This window comes from Streptomyces sp. CA-135486, assembly GCF_050936555.1.
GTDB lineage: Bacteria > Actinomycetota > Actinomycetes > Streptomycetales > Streptomycetaceae > Streptomyces.
The window spans coordinates 110,151-134,337 of the sequence record NZ_JBNJMM010000001.1; the positions used below are offsets into that span (position 1 = coordinate 110,151).

General features: G+C 70.0%; 22 protein-coding genes, 4 tRNA genes and 1 other RNA gene. 13 read left to right on the forward strand and 14 right to left on the reverse strand.

Features of this window, described 5'->3' with window-relative positions; genetic code table 11:
- Nucleotides 1-53: 53 nt before the first annotated feature.
- On the reverse strand, nucleotides 54-284 hold the full coding sequence (locus ACQEVG_RS00585) for a hypothetical protein (RefSeq protein ID WP_432975321.1): 231 nt from the start codon (nucleotides 282-284) through the stop codon (nucleotides 54-56).
- A 4-nt stretch (nucleotides 285-288) separates the two neighbouring features.
- Nucleotides 289-885 carry a DUF5994 family protein gene (locus tag ACQEVG_RS00590; protein ID WP_432975324.1) on the reverse strand — a complete coding sequence of 199 codons (597 nt, stop codon included), beginning with the start codon at nucleotides 883-885 and terminating at the stop codon, nucleotides 289-291.
- Between the two features lie 310 nt (nucleotides 886-1,195).
- On the opposite strand from ACQEVG_RS00590, the gene ACQEVG_RS00595 reads away from it, so the two are divergent.
- Nucleotides 1,196-1,729 (forward strand): DUF5994 family protein, encoded by a 534-nt coding sequence (locus tag ACQEVG_RS00595; RefSeq protein WP_432984911.1) that lies wholly within the window; start codon nucleotides 1,196-1,198, stop codon nucleotides 1,727-1,729.
- 313 nt (nucleotides 1,730-2,042) lie between these two features.
- Nucleotides 2,043-3,161, forward strand: coding sequence for a haloacid dehalogenase-like hydrolase (locus ACQEVG_RS00600; RefSeq protein WP_432975327.1), 1,119 nt, complete (start codon nucleotides 2,043-2,045; stop codon nucleotides 3,159-3,161).
- Nucleotides 3,162-3,263: 102 nt separating this feature from the next.
- Here the strand turns inward: ACQEVG_RS00600 and ACQEVG_RS00605 are convergent, their stop codons facing one another.
- From ACQEVG_RS00605 to ACQEVG_RS00620, 4 genes are all read right to left on the reverse strand, one after another.
- Nucleotides 3,264-4,352: a DUF1152 domain-containing protein gene (locus tag ACQEVG_RS00605; RefSeq protein WP_432975330.1), complete on the reverse strand. Its 1,089-nt coding sequence runs from the start codon at nucleotides 4,350-4,352 to the stop codon at nucleotides 3,264-3,266.
- 273 nt (nucleotides 4,353-4,625) lie between these two features.
- The gene (locus ACQEVG_RS00610) at nucleotides 4,626-4,811 is read right to left on the reverse strand and encodes a hypothetical protein (protein ID WP_432975333.1); all 186 of its coding nucleotides are present in this window, start codon (nucleotides 4,809-4,811) and stop codon (nucleotides 4,626-4,628) included.
- Between the two features lie 452 nt (nucleotides 4,812-5,263).
- The gene (locus ACQEVG_RS00615; protein ID WP_432975336.1) at nucleotides 5,264-5,533 is read right to left on the reverse strand and encodes a hypothetical protein; all 270 of its coding nucleotides are present in this window, start codon (nucleotides 5,531-5,533) and stop codon (nucleotides 5,264-5,266) included.
- A gap of 617 nt (nucleotides 5,534-6,150) precedes the next feature.
- Nucleotides 6,151-6,238, reverse strand: a tRNA-Ser gene (locus ACQEVG_RS00620).
- 72 nt (nucleotides 6,239-6,310) lie between these two features.
- On the opposite strand from ACQEVG_RS00620, the gene ffs reads away from it, so the two are divergent.
- From ffs to ACQEVG_RS00650, 6 genes are all read left to right on the forward strand, one after another.
- Nucleotides 6,311-6,409: signal recognition particle sRNA small type (ffs, locus tag ACQEVG_RS00625), an RNA gene on the forward strand.
- Nucleotides 6,410-6,505: 96 nt separating this feature from the next.
- Entirely contained in the window at nucleotides 6,506-8,740 is a 2,235-nt protein-coding gene (locus ACQEVG_RS00630; RefSeq protein ID WP_432975339.1) for a DNA polymerase III subunit gamma and tau, read from the forward strand.
- 60 nt (nucleotides 8,741-8,800) lie between these two features.
- Entirely contained in the window at nucleotides 8,801-10,051 is a 1,251-nt protein-coding gene (gene purD, locus ACQEVG_RS00635; RefSeq protein ID WP_432975342.1) for a phosphoribosylamine--glycine ligase, read from the forward strand.
- A gap of 212 nt (nucleotides 10,052-10,263) precedes the next feature.
- Nucleotides 10,264-11,898 carry a hypothetical protein gene (locus tag ACQEVG_RS00640; protein ID WP_432975345.1) on the forward strand — a complete coding sequence of 545 codons (1,635 nt, stop codon included), beginning with the start codon at nucleotides 10,264-10,266 and terminating at the stop codon, nucleotides 11,896-11,898.
- Between the two features lie 224 nt (nucleotides 11,899-12,122).
- On the forward strand, nucleotides 12,123-13,580 hold the full coding sequence (locus ACQEVG_RS00645; RefSeq protein ID WP_432975348.1) for a N,N-dimethylformamidase beta subunit family domain-containing protein: 1,458 nt from the start codon (nucleotides 12,123-12,125) through the stop codon (nucleotides 13,578-13,580).
- A gap of 106 nt (nucleotides 13,581-13,686) precedes the next feature.
- A complete protein-coding gene (locus ACQEVG_RS00650; protein WP_432975351.1) occupies nucleotides 13,687-14,586 on the forward strand; it encodes a phosphoribosylaminoimidazolesuccinocarboxamide synthase in 900 nt (299 codons plus the stop codon).
- A gap of 58 nt (nucleotides 14,587-14,644) precedes the next feature.
- On the opposite strand, the gene ACQEVG_RS00655 is transcribed toward ACQEVG_RS00650, so the two are convergent.
- The 8 genes from ACQEVG_RS00655 to ACQEVG_RS00690 form a co-directional block, all read right to left on the reverse strand.
- A tRNA-Gly gene (locus tag ACQEVG_RS00655) sits at nucleotides 14,645-14,717 on the reverse strand.
- 22 nt (nucleotides 14,718-14,739) lie between these two features.
- Nucleotides 14,740-15,348 carry a response regulator gene (locus ACQEVG_RS00660; RefSeq protein WP_432975354.1) on the reverse strand — a complete coding sequence of 203 codons (609 nt, stop codon included), beginning with the start codon at nucleotides 15,346-15,348 and terminating at the stop codon, nucleotides 14,740-14,742.
- Nucleotides 15,345-16,598 (reverse strand): sensor histidine kinase, encoded by a 1,254-nt coding sequence (locus tag ACQEVG_RS00665; RefSeq protein WP_432975357.1) that lies wholly within the window; start codon nucleotides 16,596-16,598, stop codon nucleotides 15,345-15,347. The genes ACQEVG_RS00660 and ACQEVG_RS00665 overlap by 4 nt, the downstream gene beginning before the upstream one ends.
- A gap of 20 nt (nucleotides 16,599-16,618) precedes the next feature.
- Nucleotides 16,619-17,383 (reverse strand): ABC transporter permease, encoded by a 765-nt coding sequence (locus ACQEVG_RS00670; protein WP_432975360.1) that lies wholly within the window; start codon nucleotides 17,381-17,383, stop codon nucleotides 16,619-16,621.
- Nucleotide 17,384: 1 nt separating this feature from the next.
- Entirely contained in the window at nucleotides 17,385-18,338 is a 954-nt protein-coding gene (locus tag ACQEVG_RS00675) for an ABC transporter ATP-binding protein (protein WP_432975363.1), read from the reverse strand.
- Nucleotides 18,339-18,471: 133 nt separating this feature from the next.
- Nucleotides 18,472-18,544 (reverse strand) — tRNA-Gly (locus ACQEVG_RS00680).
- 78 nt (nucleotides 18,545-18,622) lie between these two features.
- Nucleotides 18,623-18,694, reverse strand: a tRNA-Gly gene (locus ACQEVG_RS00685).
- Nucleotides 18,695-18,794: 100 nt separating this feature from the next.
- On the reverse strand, nucleotides 18,795-19,130 hold the full coding sequence (locus ACQEVG_RS00690) for a histone-like nucleoid-structuring protein Lsr2 (protein ID WP_432975366.1): 336 nt from the start codon (nucleotides 19,128-19,130) through the stop codon (nucleotides 18,795-18,797).
- Nucleotides 19,131-19,445: 315 nt separating this feature from the next.
- On the opposite strand from ACQEVG_RS00690, the gene purS reads away from it, so the two are divergent.
- From purS to ACQEVG_RS00715, 5 genes are all read left to right on the forward strand, one after another.
- Nucleotides 19,446-19,691, forward strand: a complete 246-nt coding sequence (gene purS, locus ACQEVG_RS00695; protein ID WP_215092426.1) for a phosphoribosylformylglycinamidine synthase subunit PurS — start codon at nucleotides 19,446-19,448, stop codon at nucleotides 19,689-19,691.
- A complete protein-coding gene (gene purQ, locus ACQEVG_RS00700; protein WP_432975369.1) occupies nucleotides 19,688-20,368 on the forward strand; it encodes a phosphoribosylformylglycinamidine synthase subunit PurQ in 681 nt (226 codons plus the stop codon). Before purS ends, purQ begins: the two co-directional genes overlap by 4 nt.
- Before the next feature lie 85 nt (nucleotides 20,369-20,453).
- The gene (gene purL / locus ACQEVG_RS00705) at nucleotides 20,454-22,703 is read left to right on the forward strand and encodes a phosphoribosylformylglycinamidine synthase subunit PurL (RefSeq protein WP_432975372.1); all 2,250 of its coding nucleotides are present in this window, start codon (nucleotides 20,454-20,456) and stop codon (nucleotides 22,701-22,703) included.
- A gap of 97 nt (nucleotides 22,704-22,800) precedes the next feature.
- Entirely contained in the window at nucleotides 22,801-23,289 is a 489-nt protein-coding gene (locus ACQEVG_RS00710; protein WP_432975375.1) for an ArsR/SmtB family transcription factor, read from the forward strand.
- A 69-nt stretch (nucleotides 23,290-23,358) separates the two neighbouring features.
- Nucleotides 23,359-24,183, forward strand: a complete 825-nt coding sequence (locus ACQEVG_RS00715; RefSeq protein ID WP_432975378.1) for a M23 family metallopeptidase — start codon at nucleotides 23,359-23,361, stop codon at nucleotides 24,181-24,183.
- Nucleotides 24,184-24,187: the final 4 nt, after the last annotated feature.

A 24,187-nucleotide genomic window follows, 5' to 3' on the forward strand; every position in this document is an offset into this window, starting at 1 on the left:
GGCGAGAGCCGCAGCTCCACACCCACCGCCCCCGGTCAGCAGAAGGTCATGCGTCAGCCGCGGCCCCCGTGGCTGTCTTCGTGGTGCGTGGTGACGACGGGCGGTCCGGCAGGCGCTGTCGGCCGTCGGCTCTTCCGGCTCCGCCGGCGGCCGATTCCCGGCATGATGTCGCCGTAGTGGAATGCCGCGATCCGTTCCTCGTGCTGGTCATTGAGCAGATGGATCAGCAGTACTCCTACGACGATCATGGCGATGATCACAGCCACGGTGATGGCGGTCTCCACGTCCTCACATCCCTTGGGCGCAGCTCAGAGGGCCGATCAGGCTCGGGTGCCCGGCAGGGCCGATCGGCTTCGGGTTTCCGGCCGCCGCCGAGGCGGCCCCGCCGTCGGTCTCCCACTCCTCTTCCCGGCCCAGCGACTCACTCGCGTCACGGGTGATGTCCTCGCTCGCCATCAGACTGCTGGCGGCGAGGATGCCTCCGGGGGTGGCCGCGGCGGCCATCAGCCGGGCACCGGCAGCCGCACCGGTTTCCGGCGGGATCACCAGCAGGTCCCAGCGTCCCGTGGCGTAGGAGAGGAGAATCATCTTGTGCGGGTCCTGCTCGTCGGTGAACCAGCCGACGTGCACCGTATGCCCGGTCACGGGCACCTTGCGGGGGATCACGGGCCAGTGAGCGGGGTTCACGGTGACGCGAGTGATCCGCCCCCAGCGCGGGTCCAGCGCGTCCGTCAGCGCCGGGAGTTTACGAAGGAGATCGCGGGAGCGGGGCCACCACGCACCGTCCAGAAGACCTGGCATCGGGCCCGCCGGGGTCAGGGACAGGCGGACCGGTGGGGAGGCGACGCGCTCACCGATAGTCGTACGGTCGATCGTGGCGGTCATGGCGCGGACCTGTCCCCGGGCGCGTCTTCAACGTCCCCGGTGTTATTGCTCGCCGAGAACGGCACCAGCGCGGAGCAGGTGTGCGAAGTACTCCCGGTCCTTTCACTGTACTCCGCGCACGGCCCGCACAACCTGCGCGTGACCAGCGACTTTCCCGGAGAACCGGGTCCGGGTCCGCTGCGCAAGCGACCCCTGCGCCGGCTTGCGGAGTACGGTGAAATCACGCCACCACTCCGTTGGCCCGGCAGCCACGCAGGCGTCGTCCCAGGCGATCGGCGAACTGACGAATCCCGCAGACGGCGAGGACACCATGTCCGACTCCGACACCCCGCGTGCAGCGAAGCTTCTGCCGGACGCGATCCATCAGTCCGTCAAACCCGGAACAGCACTCCTGCGGCTGGAGACGACACATTCCCGTCGGGGAGTTCTCGACGGTGCGTGGTGGCCGTGTTCCCGCGACATCGGCGCCGAGCTTCCCGGCCTGATCACCGAGCTGACCGAGCACATCGGTCCCGTCACGCGCGTCGGCCTGGACGCCGCCGCCTGGGAAGAACTGCCGACACGACTGATCATCAACGACCGCGTCGTGCATATCGACTCGTTCCCGGTCGGTGACGACACCGTCCTCATCACCCGAGGCGATCGAGACCACTTCTCCCTGCTGGTGATCCCGCCGCACGCGACGCCCGACGCGGCACGTGCCGCGATGGCCAGGGCCGTCCGCGCGGACAACGATGCGCAGGCCGAACAGATCCTCATCGAGACCGGCACCGGCACCGGTCGAGCACACCCGCCTGCCTCGGACGACCCCGAGACGGTCCGGCAAGGTCGTGACGCGACCTGACGCTCTTGGGCCGCCGCGGCCGCGGCCCGCCGGTTTCGCACCGCGCGGCCGGGTGCCCGCGCACACGTACCCATTCGTTCATGTTCTCGGCCCTGGGCGTGGGTCCCGCCCTGGCCTGCGGTAACGCCCCGGCCCTTGGGGAGGTGGCCGCCGGGCTTCCGGTCACTCAACTCGCCGCCCGTTTCCGGTCACTGGCGCAAAGGGGGGCGTCCTGACTCTTGACACCGGTCGCCCGCATCCGCTTCCCTCGTTGCGCATGCCACACGGCATTGCGCAATGCGGAACCGTGACCGACCCGAGAGGCGGTAGTTCCATGCCCACTGCCCGGCGTTTTCTGGTCAGCATCCTCAGCGCCGTCACCGCTGTTGCAGCGCTGACGCTCGGCCCCGTGCTGGCACAGGCCGCCGACGGTCCCGCCGACGCCGCCGGGAGCAGCCGTCACACGGACCTGAGCTCCTGGCCGGACGCCCAGGAAAAACGGCTGCAGAAACTCATCTCCAAGTTCTCCGATCGCGGCGACTACGCCGTCTTCGACGCCGACAACACCATCTGGCGTTACGACCTCGAGGAATCACTGCTGCCCTACCTCGAGATGAAGGGCGTGCTGGACCGCGACCACCTCGATCCGTCCTTGAAACTGATTCCCTTCCGCGACGGCGAGAGCCTCTACTCCTACTACGTGCGGCTGTGCGAAATCGACGACAAGGTCTGCTACCCGTGGATCGCACAGGTCTTCTCCGGGCTGAGCCTCGAGACACTCAAAGTCCATGTCGACGATCTCTTCGCCTACGGCACGCCCATACCTGTCACGTACTACGAGGGCGACGAAACCGTGCACAGCACGGTCAACCCGCCGCGCATCTACCCCGGTCAGCGCCAACTCATCAACGAGCTGCGCAAGCACGGGATCACCGTCCACGTCATGACCGCCGCTCATGAGGAGCTGGTGCGCATGGTGGTCTCCGACCCTGCCTACGGCCTGGGCATCGAACCGAAGAACGTCATCGGTGTCACCACACTGCTGCGCGATCCCGCAACCGGCGAACTGACCACCGCACGCAAGCAGATCGAGAAGGGGCACTTCCTCGACGCGGAGTACCCGAAGAGCAAGCACATGCGGATGGAGATCACGCCGTACCTGTGGACCCCGGGCACGTGGTACGTCGGCAAGCTCGCCGGTATCAAGGAGTACATCGCCCACTACAAGCGTCCGGTGCTCGTCGCAGGTGACGCACCCAGCGACTGGTTCATGCTCTTCGACACCGATGTGCAGGCCGGTGGAGAACGGCTCTGGGTCAACCGCAAGCAGAAGTACACCGACGCGTTGCAGTCGGAGAAGGCCAAGCGGGCCGACGAGCAGAAGAAGGCGGGACTCCGCGTCGACGCCGACCGCAACTGGATCGTCGTCAAGCCCGCGGAGATCGGCGGCTGAACACGCGGCACGACCGCACACTGAGCACCACTGCCCATGAAGGCGCTGGGGCCGGGCGATGGGCCCGGCCCCAGGGCCATGCCGTGTCAGCCGGGCACTCCGTCAGGATGAGATGCGCCAGAGAGGGGCTTGGTACTGCTCCGGCCGGCTGCTGAGCAGGAGAGCTCTCAGGTCCTGGCGCTGTCTGCCATTGAGACCGAGGACCTCGGTGATGCGGCGGAACGTTGTGTGGGTGATGCCGCGGTTGCGGGCTTCGGCCTCGAATTGGTCGAGTTGGCGGAGTGCGGCAGCGGGGTCGAGCTTGCGTTCGTGCTGGTCGCCGAGCCAACTGGCCTTGTCGCGCTCGTAGTCGATCTCGGAGTAGCCGCAGATCTCGCGGCTGTGCTGCTCGGCCTCGTCGAGAGTTTCCGTGGCGAGGAGGGCTCGGGCGAGCTCGTTGCGATTGAGGGCGTCGTCCAGGTCGGCTTCATGGACGGTGGGTCCCTCGTCGGTGAGGGGGACGGGCAGGCCGGCGTCCCGGACTTCGCACTGGCCGCGGACTCCTCGGGCGGTGGCCGCGAGCATTGCCGTGGCTTCCGAGGGGTGCCATTCCAGGACTGAGCCAATCGCCTCGACGTGGTCGGCCGCGAAGGTCAGGACGAGTGGGCCCATGCGGTCGCGCAGAGCGTCCGCGGGGAGTTCGCCGTCGAGGCCGGGGCCGGCGACCAGGAGTCGTACGGGGGCGTTGACTTGGCAGCACGCCGCGAGGGTGAGGGCGTCGGCGAGCGGGCTGCGGAGGGTGGGTTCGTTGCCCCGCGCGAGGATGTCGCCCCCGACGTCCAGGAGGTCGATGGACTCGGGTTCCAGGTGCTGGATGAGTTCTTCGAGCTGGCGGGTGATGCCTTCGGCACCGTGGTGCGGGTCGATCAGGGCGAAGGTGTGCGGCAGCTCGGCGGCGAGCCGGGGGAGTGTCGAGCCGGCGGGGGCTACCGGCCTTGCGTCGGCGGGTACGGCCTGGACACTTCTGGTGAGAGGTCGCAGGCCGGTGAAGTTGGCCGGGCCTCGTGGCCCGGGCACGGGATCGATCAGGAGGCGGTCCCACGCGTAGGTGAGGATCACGGCCGGTCCCTCGCCGCCGTACACGGCGGCGTCGAGCATTGCCGCGGCGACTGCGTCGCCTCCTCCACCCGCTGCCACGATCAAACGCGTCACCCGCGTCAGCGTACGGGCTACCTGCCTGGCCAGTCCCGGCCCGCCGGTACGTGTCTTCGAGTTCGTGGTGTGCTTACGGGATGGACGCCGCCAGGACGCACCTCCCGCGGCCGCGATCGTGCTTCCGCTCCCGGGGAGCGTCGCGGATGCGCTGAGACAGGCCAACGCCGAAGGGTCCCACCGCGAACGGTGGGACCCCTCACGGTTCGTTCACCTGCGGGCGCATTTTCGAACTGCACCGTCACCATCGGACGGTCGAATTGACGCAGGACCCTACGGTGCGTATGCGAGCTCGGCGTATGCCGTGTTGTCCGTTATGCCGTTGTAGGTGAATTGGCCGATGGCCTTGTTCTTCCCGAGTACCAGACTGGTGGTTCCGCCGTAGCAAGCCAACGCCGTGCCGGGGGCCAGGCGTAGGAGGGCACAGTCGTACGTGTTGTGGGACCACAGACTGGACACGCTTGCGTTTTCGACCGCGACAGTCACACTCGCGTTGTTCCGTACGATGAGCACGGGCTGCGCAGTGCCGTTTGTGGGGTGCCTGACGATGCAGGTCTGGAAAAGGACCTTGGTCGAAACTTCGTGGTGCGTGGTTGGACCGCATTGCTGATTCTGCGTCGGGACCCACTCCTGCCACCATGGGTGGGCCGAAGCCGTCCCGGAGGCAAGGGCGACCGTGCTGACGGCGGCAGCGATGACCGCGCCAAACCTACCAACTCCCGGTATGTGCAAGTGATTTCCTTCATGTGTGGGGACTGCGTCGTACCGTCCCGGCTTGTACCAGCCGGATCGTAGCGCCACCGGTCTGCGGGTCCTGATCTCCGCGACGAAGCTCGTACGGGCAGGCAGCCGAGGCCGGCAGCGGACGTCACCCTTCGCACGAACCGCCGCCGACTCATTGCCTGCCAGTACTAGCTGCAGATCTTCGCGAATGTCGGCGCGGGGGCTATCTTGGTCGATCCGTTCACCGTGAGGTGCACGGAGTTGTGGTAGGTAATGTTGCAGGGAACAGTGATCGTGGGCCCGAAACAGCCCCGCTGGAAGCCAGGGTTGAGGACCGAGTCGGCGCAGGTGACGTTGCTGCCGAACTGTGACGAGGTCCAGCCGCCGATGTTGACGCCCTTGGGGCCCTGGTTGTTGACCACGAGAACGACCTGCGCGTCTCCGTTCTGATTGGCCACGACGCAGCCCTGGAATTTCACCTGTGGATACGTTGCGTGGGCGATGGTGTCCTCACATCGCCAGTTCGAGTTCGGGCTTATCTCCTTCCAGTTGACTGTCGCAGCGGACGCGGGTGCCGTGGCCGTCGCCAGAGCGGTTACGGCCGCTATGGCGAGACCTGTTCCGCGAGCAATCTGGCGAAGTGTCATTTTCCCTCCGAGGCGTGAGTGCCGTCGCGACGCCCCATGACGTCCGAGACCTACGTAAGTACAGAGGTCGCGAGCGGTGCGGAATGTTGCTTCTCGCTTTCAGGCCGGGAGGGCCGGCCCGTCCGCCCCGCTTCAGGAGCCGAACCCCGATGAAGCGGCGCAGCCGGCCCGGGTCGGCCGGCCGCTTCGGGGCGCAGGCGCGGGGGACGGTCGGCTGCGTGACACACGTCACACGGCGACGGCGGTGCTTCTGCTGCTCGGCGTCCCGGGCGTCGCGGTGGACGCGATCACGGGTGGGGAGGCTGTGGCAGCGGCGATGCGCTCCGGGAGCTGCCGAGGGCCAACCGAGACGGAAACTGAGACGGCCTACGCCGAAGGGCCCCACCGCGAACGGTGGGGCCCTTCGACGTATTGCCCGGTGAGAGCAATGGCGGAGGATACGAGATTCGAACTCGTGAGGGGTTGCCCCCAACACGCTTTCCAAGCGTGCGCCCTAGGCCACTAGGCGAATCCTCCGCCGCAAACAATACAAGACGTTGAGGAGTGCTAGCGAACTCGTTCCCACCCCCTGCCATCAGGTACCCTGTGCGGAGCCCCTCACGTGGCGCTATCTGACTGAACTCCCCCAGGGCCGGAAGGCAGCAAGGGTAGGTCGGCTCTGGCGGGTGCGTGGGGGGCGCTTGCGTTCGGGGGCGCTGTGGGTGCCGGAGCGAGCGGGGGCCGGTCGTGGTGGGCATCGGCGGGCAGCGACGCTTGTCAGTGGGCCCCGATAACCTCGTAGGCGTGTCGTCCCTTGCGCTGTACCGCCGCTATCGCCCCGAGTCCTTCGCCGAGGTCATCGGGCAGGAGCATGTCACTGACCCGCTGCAGCAGGCCCTGCGGAACAACCGGGTCAATCACGCGTACCTGTTCAGCGGTCCGCGCGGTTGTGGCAAGACGACCAGCGCCCGCATCCTCGCCCGCTGTCTGAACTGTGAGCAGGGGCCCACGCCCACACCCTGCGGCGAGTGCCAGTCCTGCCGTGACCTCGCCAGGAACGGGCCGGGGTCGATCGATGTCATCGAGATCGACGCCGCTTCACACGGTGGTGTGGACGATGCGCGTGATCTTCGGGAGAAGGCATTCTTCGGGCCGGCGAGCAGCCGGTACAAGATCTACATCATCGACGAGGCACACATGGTCACCCCGCAGGGCTTCAACGCTCTGCTGAAGGTGGTCGAGGAGCCCCCGGAGCACCTCAAGTTCATCTTTGCGACCACCGAGCCGGAGAAGGTGATCGGCACGATCCGGTCGCGTACGCACCACTATCCGTTCCGGCTGGTGCCCCCGGGGACGCTCCGCGACTACCTGGGCGAGGTGTGCGGCAAGGAGAACATCCCGGTCGCGGAGGGTGTGCTGCCTCTCGTCGTACGGGCGGGCGCGGGGTCCGTGCGTGACTCGATGTCCGTCATGGATCAGCTGCTCGCGGGTGCGACCGAGGAGGGTGTGACGTATGCCATGGCGACCGCACTGCTCGGGTACACGGACGGATCGTTGCTCGACTCGATCGTGGACGCCTTCGCGGCGGGCGACGGGGCCGCGGCCTTCCAGGTCGTGAACACCGTCATCGAAGGCGGCAACGACCCGAGGCGCTTCGTCGCCGATCTGCTGGAGCGGCTGCGGGACCTGGTGATCCTGGCCGCCGTGCCCGACGCGGGGAAGACAGGGCTCATCGACGCGCCCGCCGACGTGGTCGAGCGGATGCAGGCGCAGGCGTCCGTTTTCGGTGCCGCCGAGCTGAGCCGGGCCGCGGACCTGGTCAATACGGGACTTACGGAGATGCGTGGCGCCACCTCGCCGCGGCTGCAGCTGGAGCTGATCTGCGCGCGGGTGCTGCTGCCCGCCGCGTTCGACGACGAGCGCTCGGTGCAGGCGCGGCTGGACAGGCTGGAGCGGGGCGCGACCTTCTCGACCGGGGGTTCCGCGCCCGCGATGGGGTACGTACCGGGGCCGGAGGCGCAGGCTCACGCCCCGGTGCCGCCGCCCGCGGCGGACGTGCCGCAGGGCGGAGGTCCGGCCGCGGCGCGTGCGGCGGCCGGGGTGCCTCAGGCCGCCCCCACCGCTCCCGCGCCCGTGCCCGCGTCGGCTCCCGACCCGGCCGAGCAGCCGCAGTCGGCCGGTCAGCGTCCCGGAGCCTGGCCCGCCGCGGCCGGACCCGCCGCATCCGCCGCCCCCGCCACGCCCCCTGCCGAGACGGCCGGGCGGCGTCCCGGCGGCTGGCCCACGGCGTCCGCCCCGGGACAGGGCGCCGCGCCTGCGGCACCCTCGCCCACTCCGGCCGCCCCCGCCCCCGGACCCTCCGCGCCGGGCGCAGCCATGGTCCAGGGCGCCGGACAAGTGCGGAACATGTGGCCGGACATCCTGGAGGCCGTGAAGAACCGCCGTCGCTTCACCTGGATCCTGCTCAGCCAGAACGCCCAGGTGGCGGGCTTCGACGGCACCACCCTCCAGCTCGGCTTCATCAACGCCGGTGCCCGGGACAACTTCGCGAGCAGCGGTAGCGAGGAGGTGCTGAAGCAGGCGCTTGCCGAGCAGTTCCACGTGCAGTGGAAGGTCGAGGCGATCATCGACCCGTCGGGCGGCGCGGGCGGCCCGGGCGGTGGCGCCCAGCCCCCGTCCGGTCAAGGCGGCGGCTTCGGCGGCAGCGGTGGTGGCGGCTATGGCGGCGGTCGGGCATCACAGGCCCCCGCCCCGCAGGCCCCCGCCGCACAGAACCACGCTCCCGCCTCTGGGCCGGCAGCTCCCTCGCCCCCCGCCCCCGGACCGGCCCAGTCGACTCCCCAGTCGGCCCCCGCCCCGCGGTCCTCCGCCCCCGAGCCGCCGCGTGCCGCCCCCGTACAGACTCCGCCACCGGTCGCCCCCGAGGACGACGTGCCGGAGGCGGACGACCCCGACCTCGTAGACTCCGCGCTCTCCGGCCACGACCTGATCGTGCGCGAGCTCGGCGCCACGGTCGTGGAGGAATACACAAACGAATAGAGGGGGGAGCCTCGGAGGCCCGTACAGGAGCAGCCGCTCCCGGCGGTTAGGCTGACTGCCGTGAAGGTCCTCGTCATCGGCGGCGGCGCCCGCGAACACGCCCTGTGCCGCTCTCTCTCCCTCGACCCCGACGTCACCGCGCTGCACTGCGCGCCCGGAAACGCAGGCATCGGCGAGGTCGCCGAGCTGCACCCGGTCGACGCGCTGGACGGCGCGGCCGTGGCGCGGCTCGCCACCGAGCTGGCGGCCGAGCTCGTCGTCGTCGGCCCCGAGGCGCCGCTCGTCGCCGGTGTCGCCGACGCGGTACGGGCCGTGGGCATCCCCTGCTTCGGCCCCTCCCGCGAGGCGGCCGAGCTGGAGGGCTCCAAGGCCTTCGCCAAGGCTGTGATGGCGGCGGCCGGAGTGCCCACGGCCCGCAGCTATGTCTGTACGACGCCCGAGGAGATCGACGAGGCCCTCGACGCCTTCGGCGCTCCGTACGTCGTCAAGGACGACGGCCTCGCCGCCGGCAAGGGCGTCGTCGTGACCCACGACCTCGTCGCCGCCCGCGAACACGCGCTGGCCTGCGGTCGTGTGGTCATCGAGGAGTTCCTCGACGGCCCCGAGGTCTCCCTCTTCGCCATCACGGACGGCGAGACGGTCCTCCCGCTCACCCCGGCCCAGGACTTCAAGCGCGCGCTCGACGGCGACGCGGGCCCCAACACGGGCGGCATGGGCGCGTACTCCCCGCTCCCCTGGGCCGACCCGAAGCTGGTCGACGAGGTCATGGCAACCGTCCTCCAGCCCACCGTCGACGAGCTGCACCGCCGTGGCACGCCCTTCTCGGGGCTGCTGTACGCGGGTCTGGCGATCACGTCGCGCGGAGTACGCGTCATCGAGTTCAACGCCCGCTTCGGCGACCCGGAGACCCAGGTGGTCCTGGCCCGCCTGCAGACCCCGCTCGCGGGCGTGCTGCTCAATGCCGCGCAGGGCACTCTCGACATGCAGCCGCCGCTGCGGTGGCGTGATGACGCCGCCGTGACCGTGGTCGTCGCCTCGCACAACTACCCGGACACCCCGCGCACCGGCGACCCGATCGAGGGCCTGGACGAGATCGCGGAGCAGGATGCGCCCCATGCGTACGTGCTGCACGCCGGGACCAAGCGGGACGGCGAGGCGATCGTGAGCGCCGGCGGCCGGGTGCTTTCGGTCACGGCGACCGGGAAGGACCTGTCGCAGGCGCGCGAGAGGGCGTACAAGGCCGTGGCCCGGATCCGGCTCGACGGTTCGCAGCACCGTACGGACATCGCACGCGAGGCCGCCGGGGAGTGAACCCCCAGGGCCTGATTACCGTCATCACCTTTGCCCAAAGCCATTCCATCGAGTGACGGCTGAGCCATCCGGATGACGCCCGCCGAAGCCCCAACTAGGGTGCGGCGCAAGCGTTCCGGCACTTGGCCCACCGGCATTGCGATGTCAGTTGTGGGTGCCACAGTGGGGGAGTGAGCAACACCGTCGCAGGGCAGAGGGGGTGAGGTCCGGCCGTGTCCGGTACCGGTCTCGGTGAGTCGCTGGGTGCGCAGGCCGCGCGCTCGCGGGCCCTCGCCGTGCTGCGCATCCGCAGCAGGGCGCTGGCCGTGGCGCTGCTGCCCGCGGCCGTCGCCGTCGTGCTGCTCGCCGGTGGTACCACGGGGCATATGAGCGGCGGGAGTTGGGACACGGCGCGCTGGGTCGTGACGCTCTTCGCCGTGCTGGTGCTGGTGCTCGCGGCTGCGGTCGCAGCCGTGATCGTACGAGCCAGTCCGGCGCTGAGCCCCACCGTCGACCTCTCGGAGCCGTCGGCCCCCGATCTGTACCGGCTGGTCAGGGACGTGGCCGAGCGCCTTGAGGTGCCCGCGCCCTCCGCGCTGGCCCTCACCCCGGACTGCGACAGCTGGCTCGAGGACCGCACGCACCCGGCCCATGCGATACGGAGCGGGCGCCGCCGCCGCGGCGCCGAGGCGCCCGTGCTGGTGATCGGCTCGCCGTTCCTGTGGTGGATGCGGGTCGCCGAGCTGCGGGCGGTGCTGGCGCCGGTCGTCGCCGGGACCGCGCCGTCGGCGCAGCCGGACATAGCCGCAGCACGCCGTTTCGTGCGGGGTCTGGACGCGGCCGTCGCGGTCGCGGCGGGTCCTGGGCGGGGGGCGATACGCAGGACGGCGCTCGGCTTCGTCGGTCTGATCAGCCGGGTGCTGCTGCGCAGCTGCCAGGCGCCCGCCGCCGAGATGGAGCGTGGGGTCGCGGCCGCCGCGTCCGAGCGTGCACAGGCTGTGGATTACGGCCTGCGGATCGTCGCCCAGGAGCAGGTCGGCCTCGCCTACGCGGGCTGGGACCGGCTGCTGACCCGGGTCGCACTGCCCGCATGGCGGATGGGCCGCTGGCCGTCCCGGCTCGACGCGGGCGTCGTCTCGGCACTGACCGAACTCTCCCGCCGCGACCGGCTGGCCGAGGGCTTCACCTCCCGTCTGGGCGAGCGCCCCGCGTGCGACCTGCTCGAAGAGCCGGGCGCGATAGACGAGGCCGCGTCGCTGCTGGCCGCGCGTCTCTTCCACGGCGGTCCGGCCGAGGCGGGCCCCGACTGGTCCCCGGTGGGCTGGCAGCAGTATCCGGAAGAGGTCGTCGACCTCAAGTGGCGCACCGAAGCGGCGCGCCTCCACCGGGTGCTCGACGACATGGGCGTGCCACCGTCGACCGGCCCGGACGGTCCGACGCTCGCGCGGGTGATGGACCATCTGTCCGGCCGGGGCGAGGACCCCGGCGAGGCGCTGGCGGCCGGGATCAGCGCGGAGGTTGCCCGCGAGGAGGCGGCGGCCCCGCCGGTCCCCAAGAGCCCGGGCGACGCCCTGAACGGCTGGGGCGCGGACCCGCTCCCCCTCTTCCCTCTCCAGCCGCCCCGCTCCGGGCGCGAGCTGCTCGCGGACCATGTCACCGCGATGGTCTGCTGCGCGGCGGTCGACACGGCCGGCGCGGCCCCCGGCCTCGACTGGCTCGACGGCCCGGCCCTCCTGATCCACGGCGAACGCCGCGGGGACCTTGCGGCCGCTGTCCTGAGCCTCACCGAGGACGGCGACGTGTCCCCCCTCCGCACCTGGCTCACCAAACTGGGCATCCGCGCGGAGAAGCCGGTCCGCTTGGTATGAGCGTGCCCGCCGCCGGACTGCCACGGTCCGCCTGGTCGTGAGCGTGCCCGCGGAACGGGTCGAAGAGCCCGGCCGCAGCCGACCCGCGCCCCCGCCACCCGTTCCGTTCCCGTCAATCCGCGACGAAGGGTGACGGAGTGCGTGCGTTATGTGATGTGCTGGAGACCGACGCTGAGCAATCGGCGCATCACAGTTGTCCCAGCCGCATCGAGGGAGGGCGCAGCATGGGGGCGGAGCAGATCCGGCGATGGGAATCGGGCGCCCTCGCCCACGCCGTGACGGATCCTTTCGGCCAGGGCCCCCTGCCCTGGCTCCGGGGCAGCGAGAACTACTTCGACGACACCGGCCACGTCGTCCCCTGGTACGCGGACCCCGACCGCGGCAAAAGCGTCCGCGGCCCCCGCACCGCCGACGACGTACACCGCCAGATCAAGGGCTTCGCGTCCACCGGTGCCGTCGCCCCCGGGGAGGCGGTCGACTTACACATCACGGTCGACCCGCCCCAGCAGTTCTCCGTCGACGTCTACCGCATCGGGCACTACGCGGGCGACGGCGCGGCCAAGATCACCACCAGCCCCCGCCTCGCCGGCATCGTGCAGCCGCCCCCGCTCACGGCCAACCGCACCGTCTCCTGTCACCACTGGTGGCTCTCCTGGCGGCTGCAGATCCCCTCGTACTGGTCGGTCGGCGCCTATGTCGCCGTGCTCACCACCGTCGACGGCTACCGGTCCCACATCCCCTTCACCGTCCGCGACGACCACCCGGCCGACTTACTCCTGCTGCTCCCGGACATCACCTGGCAGGCATACAACCTCTACCCGGAGGACGGTCGTACCGGCGCCAGCCTCTACCACGCCTGGGACGAACAGGGCTGTCTCCTTGGCGAGGATGACGCCGCCGTCACGGTCTCGTTCGACCGCCCGTACGCCGGCGCGGGCCTGCCTCTCCACGTCGGCCACGCCTATGACTTCATCCGCTGGGCCGAGCGCTACGGCTACGACCTCGCCTACGCCGACACCCGCGATCTGCACGCCGGCCACATCGACCCCGCCCGCTACCGCGGCCTGGTCTTCCCCGGCCACGACGAGTACTGGTCCGCCCCCATGCGCGGCACCGCCGAGCGCGCCCGCGACCACGGCACCTCGCTCGTCTTCCTCTCCGCCAACACCATGTACTGGCAGGTCGAGCTCGCTCCGTCCCCCTCCGGCGTCCCCCACCGTCTCCTCAGCTGTCGCAAGCGCCGCGGCCCCGGAAAGGCGGCTCTCTGGCGCGAGATCGACCGGGCCGAGCAGCAGATGCTGGGCATCCAGTACGCGGGCCGGGTCCCCGAGCCGTGTCCCCTGGTGGTACGGAACGCGGACCACTGGCTCTGGGAGGCGACCGGCGCGGGCGACGGCGACGAGCTGCCCGGCCTGGTCGCCGGCGAGGCCGACCGGTACTTCCCGCGCACCTCGCTCCCGGAGCACCACAGCCGGATTCTGCTCGCCCACTCGCCGTACCGGGACGGCGAAGGCGTCGTCCGCCACCAGGAGACATCCCTGTACCGCGCACCTTCCGGCGCCCTCGTCTTCGCGTCCGGCACCTTCGCCTGGTCCCCGGCGCTGGACCGGCCCGGCCATGTCGACACCCGCGTCCAGCGGGCGACCGCCAATCTCCTCGACCGCATCTGCAAACGCGACTAGGACGCGACGACAACGCGACTGGGACCGATCAGCCACCCCTGACCAGGCCCCCGCTCCCGTCGTACGGGAGAATCGGAGCCATTGCACAAAACCACGGGGAGGAACCGTGTCCGGATTCGTCGAAAAGCCCGAACCGCTTCAGGTCCCGGGCCTGGTACATCTGCACACCGGCAAGGTGCGCGATCTGTACCAGAACGAGGCGGGCGACCTCGTGATGGTCGCCAGCGACCGCATCTCCGCCTACGACTGGGTGCTGCCCACCGAGATCCCCGACAAGGGACGGGTTCTCACCCGGCTCTCGCTCTGGTGGTTCGAGCGCCTTGAGGACCTCGTCCCGAACCACGTCCTGAGCACAGACCTGCCCGCCGGCGCCCCCGCCGACTGGGCGGGCCGCACCCTCGTCTGCAAGTCCCTGCGCATGGTCCCGGTCGAGTGCGTCGCCCGCGGCTATCTCACCGGCTCGGGCCTCGTCGAGTACAACCAGTCCCGCACCGTCTGCGGGCTCGGGCTGCCCGAGGGGCTTTCCGACGGCTCCGAGCTCCCGGCCCCGATCTTCACGCCCGCCACCAAGGCGGCAGTCGGCGACCACGACGAGAATGTCTCGTACGAGGAAGTCGCCCGCCAGGTCGGCGCCGAGACCGCCGCCCAGCTGCGCCAGGCGACCCTGGCCGTCTACAGCAGGGCCCGCGACATCGCCCGCGACCGCGGCATCATCCTCGCGGACACCAAGTTCGAGTTCGGCTTCGACGGCGACGACCTCGTGATCGCCGACGAGGTGCTGACCCCGGACTCGTCCCGCTTCTGGCCCGCCGCCTCCTGGCAGCCGGGTCGCTCCCAGCCCTCGTACGACAAGCAGTACGTCCGCGACTGGCTGACCTCGCCCGCCTCCGGCTGGGACCGCAAGGGCGAGCAGCCGCCGCCGGCCCTCCCGCAGGAGACCGTCGACGCGACCCGCGCGAAGTACATCGAGGCGTACGAGCTGCTGACCGGCCTGAGCTGGTCGTAGATCAAACCCGACGGGCACGAAGAAGGCCCCGGTCGAAAGGACCGGGGCCTTCAAACTGAGCGGACGACCAGGTTCGAACTGGCGACCTCAACCTTGGCAAGGTTGCGCTCTACCAACTGAGCTACGTCCGCATGCGCCGTAGCGCGGAGACCACTATACCCAACCTCGCTCCCGTGCGAGACGCACCGCCGTGTGCCGGTTTTCGGCACCCAGCTTGGAGGCGGCCGACGAGAGGTAGTTCCGGACGGTCCCCGGCGACAGTGAGGCCCGCTCCGCGATCTCCGCGATGGGTGCCCCGTCCGCCGCCAGTTCCAGCACCTCAGCCTCCCTGCCGGTCAGCGGCGAGTCCCCCGCCGAGATCGCGTCGGCCGCCAACTCCGGGTCCACATAACGGTTTCCGGCGTGCACCGTACGGATGATCTCCGCCAGCCGCTGGGCGCTCACCGTCTTGGGGACAAACCCCCGCACACCCGCAGCCAGTGCTCTTTTGAGGTGACCGGGCCGCCCATGACCGGTGACGATCATCGTCCGGCACTCGGGCAGTTCGGACCGCAGGGATGTGGCCACGCTCACACCGTCCGGCCCCGGCATCTGAAGATCGAGGACGGCGACGTCGGGACGGTGCGCCCGTGCCATGGCGAGGGCCTCGCCGCCCGTGGCCGCCTCGGCGACCACCACGAGATCGTCTTCGAGCGAGAGCAGGGCGGCCAGGGCGCCTCTGATCAGATGCTCGTCGTCGGCGAGCAGTACGCGTACGGTCACACCGCCTCCTTCACGTCGTTCCCGACCAGGTCGTCCCCGTCGTCCCCGCCGTCTCGGTCGTCCTTGAAGGGAACGCGGGCCGTCAGAAGGAAGCGTCCGCCCCGGCACGGACCGGCCTCCAGCGTGCCGCCCACCGCGGACAACCGCTCCCGCAGGCCCGCGAGCCCCGAGCCCGGGGCGTCGCCCGACGCCGTCTCGGCCACCCCGTCGTTCTCGACGACCAGGACGACGGTGTCGTCCGCGGTCCGCACCGAGATCGTGCAGCGCCGCGCGTCCCCGTGCCGCAGCACGTTCGTCGTGGCCTCCCGGACCACCCAGCCCAGCGCCGACTGGACATCGCCGGGCAGTTCGGCCTCCCCCCACTCGACGGTGCAGGCGATCCCCGCCGCCGCCAACACGCCCCGCGCACCCTCCACTTCCACCCGCAGGTCCGCCTCGCGGTAGCCGCGCACCACGTCCCGCACCTCTCGGTGCGACTCCTGGGCGATGCGCTGGACCTCCGTCATCTGGTCGACCGCCTCTGGCCGCTCGCGCCTGGCCAGCTGCACCGCCAGCTCGCTCTTGAGCGCGATGACGGCGAGATTCCGGCCCAGTACGTCGTGCAGATCGCGGCCGAAGCGCAGCCGTTCCTCGGCGACCGCGAGCCGCGCCTGTACGTCGCGCGCCTCGCGCAGCTCCCACATCACCGCCAGCACCCACATGGATGCCCGGGCCGTGAACGCCATCCAGCCGGTCACGAAGCCGGTCGTCACGACGGCGAACAGCGCCTGACCGGCGTTGCGGCCGGTCAGCGCAACCAGCCCGCCCACCACGGCCAGCACCGCCAGTTGGATCAGGGCCGTGGTCCGGTTGCGTACGAGCAGACAGTGGACGGTCAGGAACGGCGCCAGTCCCGCCGCCAGCATCGTCGGCAGCAGCCCCGCCAGATCGACCGTCGCCGCCAGCGCCACCACGGCGGCCGTCGTCGCGGCCGTCACCGCCGCCGCCCGCGAGACCATGCTCCGGGGCACCTGCCCCTGCCCCAGATAGGCATCCATCGCGTGCCGGGCCAGCCGTCCGCAGAGCACCCCCTCCGCGACGGCGAGCAGCGAGGCGCTCATGACCAGCATCAGCTGCCCGTCCTCGTGGACCGGCCGGGCCTGCAGCAGCAAGGTCAGCCCGAGGACCCCCGCCCACGGGATCAGATAGACCGTGCCGCGCGTATACAGGTCCACCTTCGCCAGTCCGCTGCGGCCGCTCCAGCCCTTCACTCGCACAGAGACTCCCGAAGTCAGCGGCGGGGCTCCCAGCGGAACCACCGCTGCACAGCAAACACCGAGAGTGCGGTCCAGGCCAGAGCCGTCACCGCGGCCCCGACCACGTCATGGGCGTCGGCGCCGCCCAGCCAGCCGGCCCGTACGAGCGTCATCACCCCGGTCACCGGCAGCAGCCTGCACGCCGACGCGAGGTCCTGCGGCAGCACTTCCAGCGGTATGAACAGGCCGGAGCCCGCATAGGAGATCAGGAGCATCGGCAGCGAGGTGAGCTGAGCGCTCTCCACGGTCCGGGTCACCGCGGACGTGGCGGCCGCCAGCGCGGCCAGCAGCACCATCCCCAGCAGCACACCCAGGACGAGCAGTTCGGGCCGCTTCGGCGCCCCCACACCCAGGAAGGCGACGCCGGCCACCACGATCAGCACGCACTGCGCGAGCGCGAGACCGGCAGCGGGCAGCGCCGTCCCGGCGAGGATCTCGCGGTCCGGCACCTCCCCCGTGCGCAGCCGCTTGAGAACCAGCTCCTCGCGCCGCGCCACATACGCCGAGACGAGGTTGAGATGGACGACGAGGATCAGCACGATCCCGATCCCGCCCGTCATCGCCGCCTCCGCGAGGCTCATGCCGGCCTTGTCGGGATCGATCTGCTCCAGTGATGACTTGATCACCGCGACCGTTGCCACGGGCATCACCAGCGCCACGGCGAGTGCGGTCCGGTTCCGCAGCAGAAGAGTCAGTTCGGCCCGCCCGAGAGCGGTCAGCCGTCCGGCCGTCGCGGTCATGTCACACACCTGCCGTTTCCGTCTGTGCGCTGCCCTGCGCGATGTCCTGCGCCGCGCCCCGCGCGATCTCGAGGAAGGCCTCTTCGAGCGAGGCGGTGCGGGCATCCAGCCCGTCGAGCCGTACGTCCGACTCCCGCGCCCACCGCAGCAGTTCTTCGAGCGCCTGCTGCAACCGGTGCGTACGGATCTCGATCCGCCGGCCGTCCGCGGCGGCTCGCAGCGAGAGCGGCAGCCGTCCCGCGGCCACCCCCTCGGGCAGTACGAACCGGATGCGGGACGGCCGGGCAGCCGTCACCTCGGCCGGGCTTCCCGCGGTCACGATCCGCCCCCGGTGCATGATCGCAAGCCGGTCGGCCAGCGACTCGGCCTCCTCCAGGTAGTGCGTCGTCAGCAGCACGGTGGTGCCGCCCTCCCGCAGCGTCCGCACCAACTTCCACGTGTCGCGGCGCCCTTCCGCGTCAAGGCCGGTCGTCGGCTCGTCGAGGAAGAGCACCTCCGGCCGCCCGAGCAGGGCCAGCGCGAGATCCAGGCGCCGCCGCTCGCCGCCCGACAGCTGTTTGACCCGCACGCCGGCGCGCCGTTCGAGCCCCACCAGCCCCAGCGCCTCACCGATGGGCCGGGCCCCGCTGGTGCAGCCCGCCCACATCCGGGCGGTCTCGGCGGCCGTCAGGTCGGAAGGGAAGCCGCCCTCCTGGAGCATCACGCCCGTCCGCGGCCGGACGGCGGCGCGCTCGCGATACGGGTCGTGGCCGAAGACGCGCACGGTCCCGCTGTCGGGGGCGGCGAGGCCTTCGAGCAGCTCGACCGTCGAGGTCTTGCCCGCGCCGTTGGTCCCGAGCAGGGCGAAGATCTCGCCGCGCGCCACGGAGAAGGAGATCCCGGTCACAGCTTCGAAGCCGCCCGCGTAGGTCCGGCGCAGCCCCTCCGCCTCGATGACGTACTGATCTGTGGTCATGGCTCAAGGCTTCCGCCGGGCGGGAGCAATGGGCAGTGCGCGCTGTCACCACTGCCCATGACAAATGTCATCGGGCCCGGGCCGCCCGGATACGACGAAGGCCCCGGTCGATTAGACCGGGGCCTTCACTCTGAGCGGACGACGAGATTCGAACTCGCGACCCTCACCTTGGCAAGGTGATGCTCTACCAACTGAGCCACGTCCGCATTGCTGCCGCTCAGCTCTCACTGGCGGTGCGTACACCACTCTACCTGATCCACATCCGTGGCCGGTAAAACGATGAGAGCGGGTGACAGGAATTGCACACTGCGCCTTCCCCCTGGAAGGGGGATGTTCTGCTACTGAACTACACCCGCACGCTGCGTGGGGTCGGGCCTTGTGACCTCGCCCCTCGGCGTGCTGCAGACTCTAGCCGATCGGCGGGGGTGCAGTGCAACTCGTTGGCGCCCGAACCCCTCAACTGGCTTCGCGGAACGCCTCGTAGACCGCCTTGGGGATCCGGCCGCGAGCCGGCACGTCCATCTTGTTGGACTGCGCCCAGGCCCGTACGGCCGCCGGGGCGGGCTCGAGCGAGGTGTGCCGGTAGGTGATGCGGGACTTGTCGCGCTTCCTGGCGTTTGTCTGCTTTCGGCCTGCGGCCATGTACGGAGCCAGGGCCTTGCGCAGTTTCTTTGCATTGGAGGGATTGAGGTCGATCTCGTACGACTTCCCGTCCAGCGCGAACGCGACCGTTTCCGCCGCATCTCCGCCGTCGATGTCGTCGGAGAGCGTGACCACTACTCGCTGAGCCACGGATATCGGTCCTTTCCTGCGGTATCACCGGTTCTGGCATGGGGTTCCCACGCGCGGCGATACCGGTTTTCCGGCGGGTGAGGGGCAATGCAGCTTTCCTCTGTATTCCTTTGTACAGCGAGGGACCGCGCATTGTGAAGCCCAGCCAATTACATGCGCGTGTCAGATGCAATGGCGGGCGAGATTTTTTGCAGGATTTTCCCCGGGTGTTCCGCCGTCCGTTCCCCCGGACGTTCTCTTGATATCTACTCGCGTAGATTTTTCGGGCGGGTACGCTGAGGGAACCGCCCTCGCAACACACCACCGGGAGTGCCCGTGGCACGCGTCGTAGTCGACGTCATGCTCAAGCCCGAGATCCTCGACCCGCAGGGACAGGCGGTGCAGCGCGCACTGCCCCGCCTCGGATTCGACGGGATCGCGGACGTACGTCAGGGAAAGCGCTTCGAGCTGGAGGTGGAGGGGCCGGTCGACGACGCCGCCCTCGCCCGCATCCATGAGATGGCCGAAACGTTCCTCGCCAACACCGTCATCGAGGACTTCGTCGTAAAGGTGGAGTCGTGACTTCTCGTATCGGAGTCGTCACGTTCCCCGGCACGCTCGACGACAAGGACAGCCTGCGCGCCGTCCGTCTCGCCGGTGCCGAGCCTGTTTCGCTCTGGCACCGCGACAAGGACCTCAAGCAGGTCGACGCCGTCGTCCTCGCCGGAGGTTTCTCCTACGGCGACTATCTGCGCGCCGGAGCCATCTCCCGGTTCTCGCCGGTGATGGAGACGATCATCGACCAGGCCAGGGCGGGACTGCCGGTTCTCGGTATCTGCAACGGCTTCCAGATCCTCACCGAGTCGCATCTGCTGCCGGGCGCAATGCTCCGCAACAACCACCTCCACTTCATCTGCCGTGACCAGAAGCTGCGGGTGGAGAACGCGGAGACCGCCTGGACCGTCGATTACGGCAAGGGCCAGGAGATCTCCGTACCGCTCAAGAACATCGACGGCCGTTACGTCGCCGCCGAGCGCGTCCTCGACGAGCTCGAGGCCGAGGGCCGGGTCGCCTTCCGCTATCTCGACGGCAATCCGAACGGCTCGCTCCGTGACATCGCGGGCATCACCAACGCCGCCGGCAATGTCGTCGGTCTGATGCCGCACCCGGAGCACGCCGTCGAGCCGCTGATCGGCACCGGCCGCACCGACGGCCTCGGTTTCTTCACCTCGATCCTCAAGAAGCTGGTCAACGCATGAGCCTGGATGCCGGAGCAGCCGAGGGAGCGACTGAGCGCCCCAGCCCGCGACTTCAGAACCACATCGCGCGAAGGAGCGACCGAGCGTGACCCTCGACACTGTCAAGCACGCGGCCGGGACCCCGGACGTCGCGCAGCCCTGGAAGGAACTCGGCCTCAAGCAGGACGAGTACGAGCGCATCCGCGAGATCCTCGGCCGCCGTCCCACCGGCGCCGAGCTCGCCATGTACTCCGTCATGTGGTCCGAGCACTGTTCGTACAAGAGCAGCAAGGTCCATCTGAAGCAGTTCGGCGAGAAGGTTCCCGAGAACGACGCCATGCTCGTCGGCATCGGCGAGAACGCGGGCGTCGTCGACGTCGGCCAGGGCTACGCGGTCACCTTCAAGGTCGAGTCGCACAACCACCCGAGCTACATCGAGCCCTACCAGGGCGCGGCCACCGGCGTCGGCGGCATCGTCCGCGACATCCTCGCCATGGGCGCCCGTCCGGTCGCGGTCGTCGACCCGCTGCGCTTCGGCGCCGCCGACCACCCCGACACCAAGCGCGTCCTGCCGGGCGTCGTCGCTGGCGTCGGCGGCTACGGCAACTGCCTCGGCCTGCCGAACATCGGCGGTGAGGTCGTCTTCGACGCGTGCTACCAGGGCAATCCGCTGGTCAACGCGGGCTGCATCGGCGTGATGAAGCACGAGGACATCCACCTCGCGCAGGCGTCCGGCCCCGGCAACAAGGTCATTCTGTACGGCGCCCGCACGGGCGGCGACGGCATCGGCGGTGTCTCCATCCTTGCCTCGGAGACCTTCGAGAGCACCGGCCCGGCCAAGCGTCCCGCCGTCCAGGTCGGTGACCCCTTCCAGGAGAAGCTCCTCATCGAGTGCACGCTCGAGATCTTCAAGGAGAAGCTGGTCGCGGGCATCCAGGACCTCGGTGGCGCGGGTCTGTCCTGCGCGACCTCCGAGCTGGCCTCCGCCGGTTCCGGCGGTATGCGTGTCGAGCTCGACACCGTCCCGCTGCGTGATGCGACCCTCTCGCCCGAGGAGATCCTCATGAGCGAGTCGCAGGAGCGCATGTGCGCGATCGTCGAGCCGGACAAGGTCGACCGGTTCATGGAGATCTGCGAGAAGTGGGACGTCATCGCCACCGTCATCGGTGAGGTGACCGAAGGCGAGCGGCTGGAGATCTTCTGGCACGGGGATCAGATCGTGGATGTGCCGCCGCGTTCGGTGGCCCACGAGGGCCCGACGTACCACCGTCCGTACGCCCGTCCCGAGTGGCAGGACGCGCTCCAGGCCGACGACGCGAACAAGCTGCCCCGGCCCGCGACGTCCGAGGAGCTGCGCGAGCAGGTCCTGAAGCTGGTCGCATCGCCGAACCAGGCGTCGAAGGCGTGGATCACCGACCAGTACGACCGTTTCGTGCAGGGCAACACCGTGCTGGCCCAGCCCGAGGACGCGGGCATGGTCCGGATCGACGCGGAGTCGAACCTGGGCGTGGCCATGGCAACCGACGGCAACGGCCGGTACGCGAAGCTCGACCCGTACACGGGCGCGCAGCTCGCGCTGGCGGAGGCGTACCGCAATGTCGCCGCATCCGGCGCCAGGCCGCTGGCCATCTCGGACTGCCTGAACTTCGGCTCGCCCGAGGACCCGGCCGTGATGTGGCAGTTCGCGGAGGCCACGCGCGGTCTCGCGGACGGCTGTCTGCAGCTCGGCACCCCGGTCACGGGTGGCAATGTCTCGCTCTACAACCAGACCGGTGAGGTCGCGATCCACCCGACGCCCGTCGTGGCGGTCCTCGGTGTGATCGACGACGTCAACCGCCGTACCCCGATCGCCTTCCGCGAGGAAGGGCAGCTGCTCTACCTCCTCGGCGACACGCGTGAGGAGTTCGGCGGTTCGGCCTGGTCCCAGGTGATCCACGACCACCTCGGCGGACTGCCGCCGGCCGTGGACCTGGACCGCGAGAAGCTGCTCGGCGAGATCCTGATCTCGGCGTCCCGCGACGGCATGATCGACGCGGCGCACGACCTGTCGGACGGCGGGCTGATCCAGGCGGTCGTCGAGTCGTGTCTGCGCGGCGGTGCGGGCGCCCGGCTGGTCGTGCCGGACGGTCTGGACGCCTTCACCTTCCTGTTCAGCGAGTCGGCGGGGCGCGCGGTCGTCTCGGTGCCGCGCAGTGAGGAGCTCCGCTTCAACGACATGTGCGGGGCGCGGGGTCTGCCCGTCACCCGTATCGGGGTCGTGGACGGTGACGAGGTGGATGTGCAGGGCGAGTTCAGCATCGCGCTGAGCGAGCTGCGCACGGCTCACGAGGAGACCATTCCGGCTCTGCTGGTCTGACGCCACACTGCTCTGCGGGCCCCCGTCCGGATTCTCCGGGCGGGGGCTTTTCCGTTCCCCCTTGCATGAGATTACGTAACTACGTAATCTCTCAGTCATGGAGCTGGAGGAGCGCGTCGCCGAGCTGGAGAGACGCATGGCGGCGCTGGAGAGCGGAGACCGCGATGTCCCGCGGCTGGGCGGCGGCGACTTCTGGGCGCTCGAAGGGCTCAAGTCGCAGCTCGTCGGGGCGGAGGCGGGCGGTGTGCTGTTCACCGGTGCCGTGCGGCTGCCGACGCAGGAGCAGTACGAGTGGCAGTACGGCACGCTCACCGAGGAACTCCTCGACGCCGACTGGTCCGAGGCGGCCGACTCCTTCGCCGCGCTCGGTCATGCGGTACGGCTCCGGCTGCTGCGCGAGATCCTCGGCGGCCGGCGCACCGCGGCCGAACTGGCCGAGCTCGAAGGACTCGGCACGACCGGGCAGATCTACCACCATCTGCGCCAACTGACCGCCGCCGGGTGGCTGCACACCGCCGGGCGGGGCCGTTACGAGGTGCCGGGCGGCCGGGTGGTGCCGCTGCTGGTGGTCCTGTCCGCCGCGTGAACCGCCGCACGAGCCGCCGAATGAACAAACCGCCGTGCGAACAACCGCCGTACGAACCAAGGGGGAACCATGTCCGCCCGCAAGCTCGCGATGATCTCTTACCGGGGCCTTCAGCTGGCCTTCGTCGCCCTGGTGGCCGGCCAGTTCTTCGTCGACTACCCGTTCAGCTGGTGGTGGGTGTTCCTGCCGCTGGTGCTCTCGTGCGGCATCGTCGTCGCGCTGGGCCGTAGCACCGCGGCCGAACAAGGTGCCGACCCGCGGCCGCCGGTGGAGGTCGGAGTGCCGGTGACCGGCCGCTGGTCCGCACTCAACAGCCCCGCCGACAAGGTCCCGAGCCATGGCACGCACGCCTACGGTCAGACGTACGCGATCGATCTCGTGGCGGAGCCGGAGGAGGGCGGGCGGCCCGCCTTCCGCTCGCTGTGGCCCCTCGTACGCCGCAACCGGGACTTCCCGGCCTTCGGCGAGCCGCTGATCGCGGTCGCCGACGCCACCGTCGTCCACGCCACCGACTGGCGGCGGGACCACCTCAGCCGCAACTCCCTGCCCGCGCTGTTCTGTCTGATGCTGGTCGAAGCGCCCATCCGTGACATGGGCGGCGCGGGCTGGGTCACGGGCAACCACATCGTTCTCGACCTCGGCGACGGCACCTACGCCATGTACGCCCATCTCCAGCGCGGTTCGCTCACCGTCCGCGCGGGGGACAAGGTGCGGGCCGGGCAGGAGATCGCCCGCTGCGGCAACTCCGGCAACTCCACCGAACCGCATGTGCACTTCCAGCTGATGGACGGCCCGGACCTGGACTCGGCCCGGGGCGTGCCCTTCAGGTGGCGCGGGATCGGCGTACCGCCGGGCGGCGAGGCGTTCACCGTCGAGCGGCAGCCGGCTCCCTGACCTC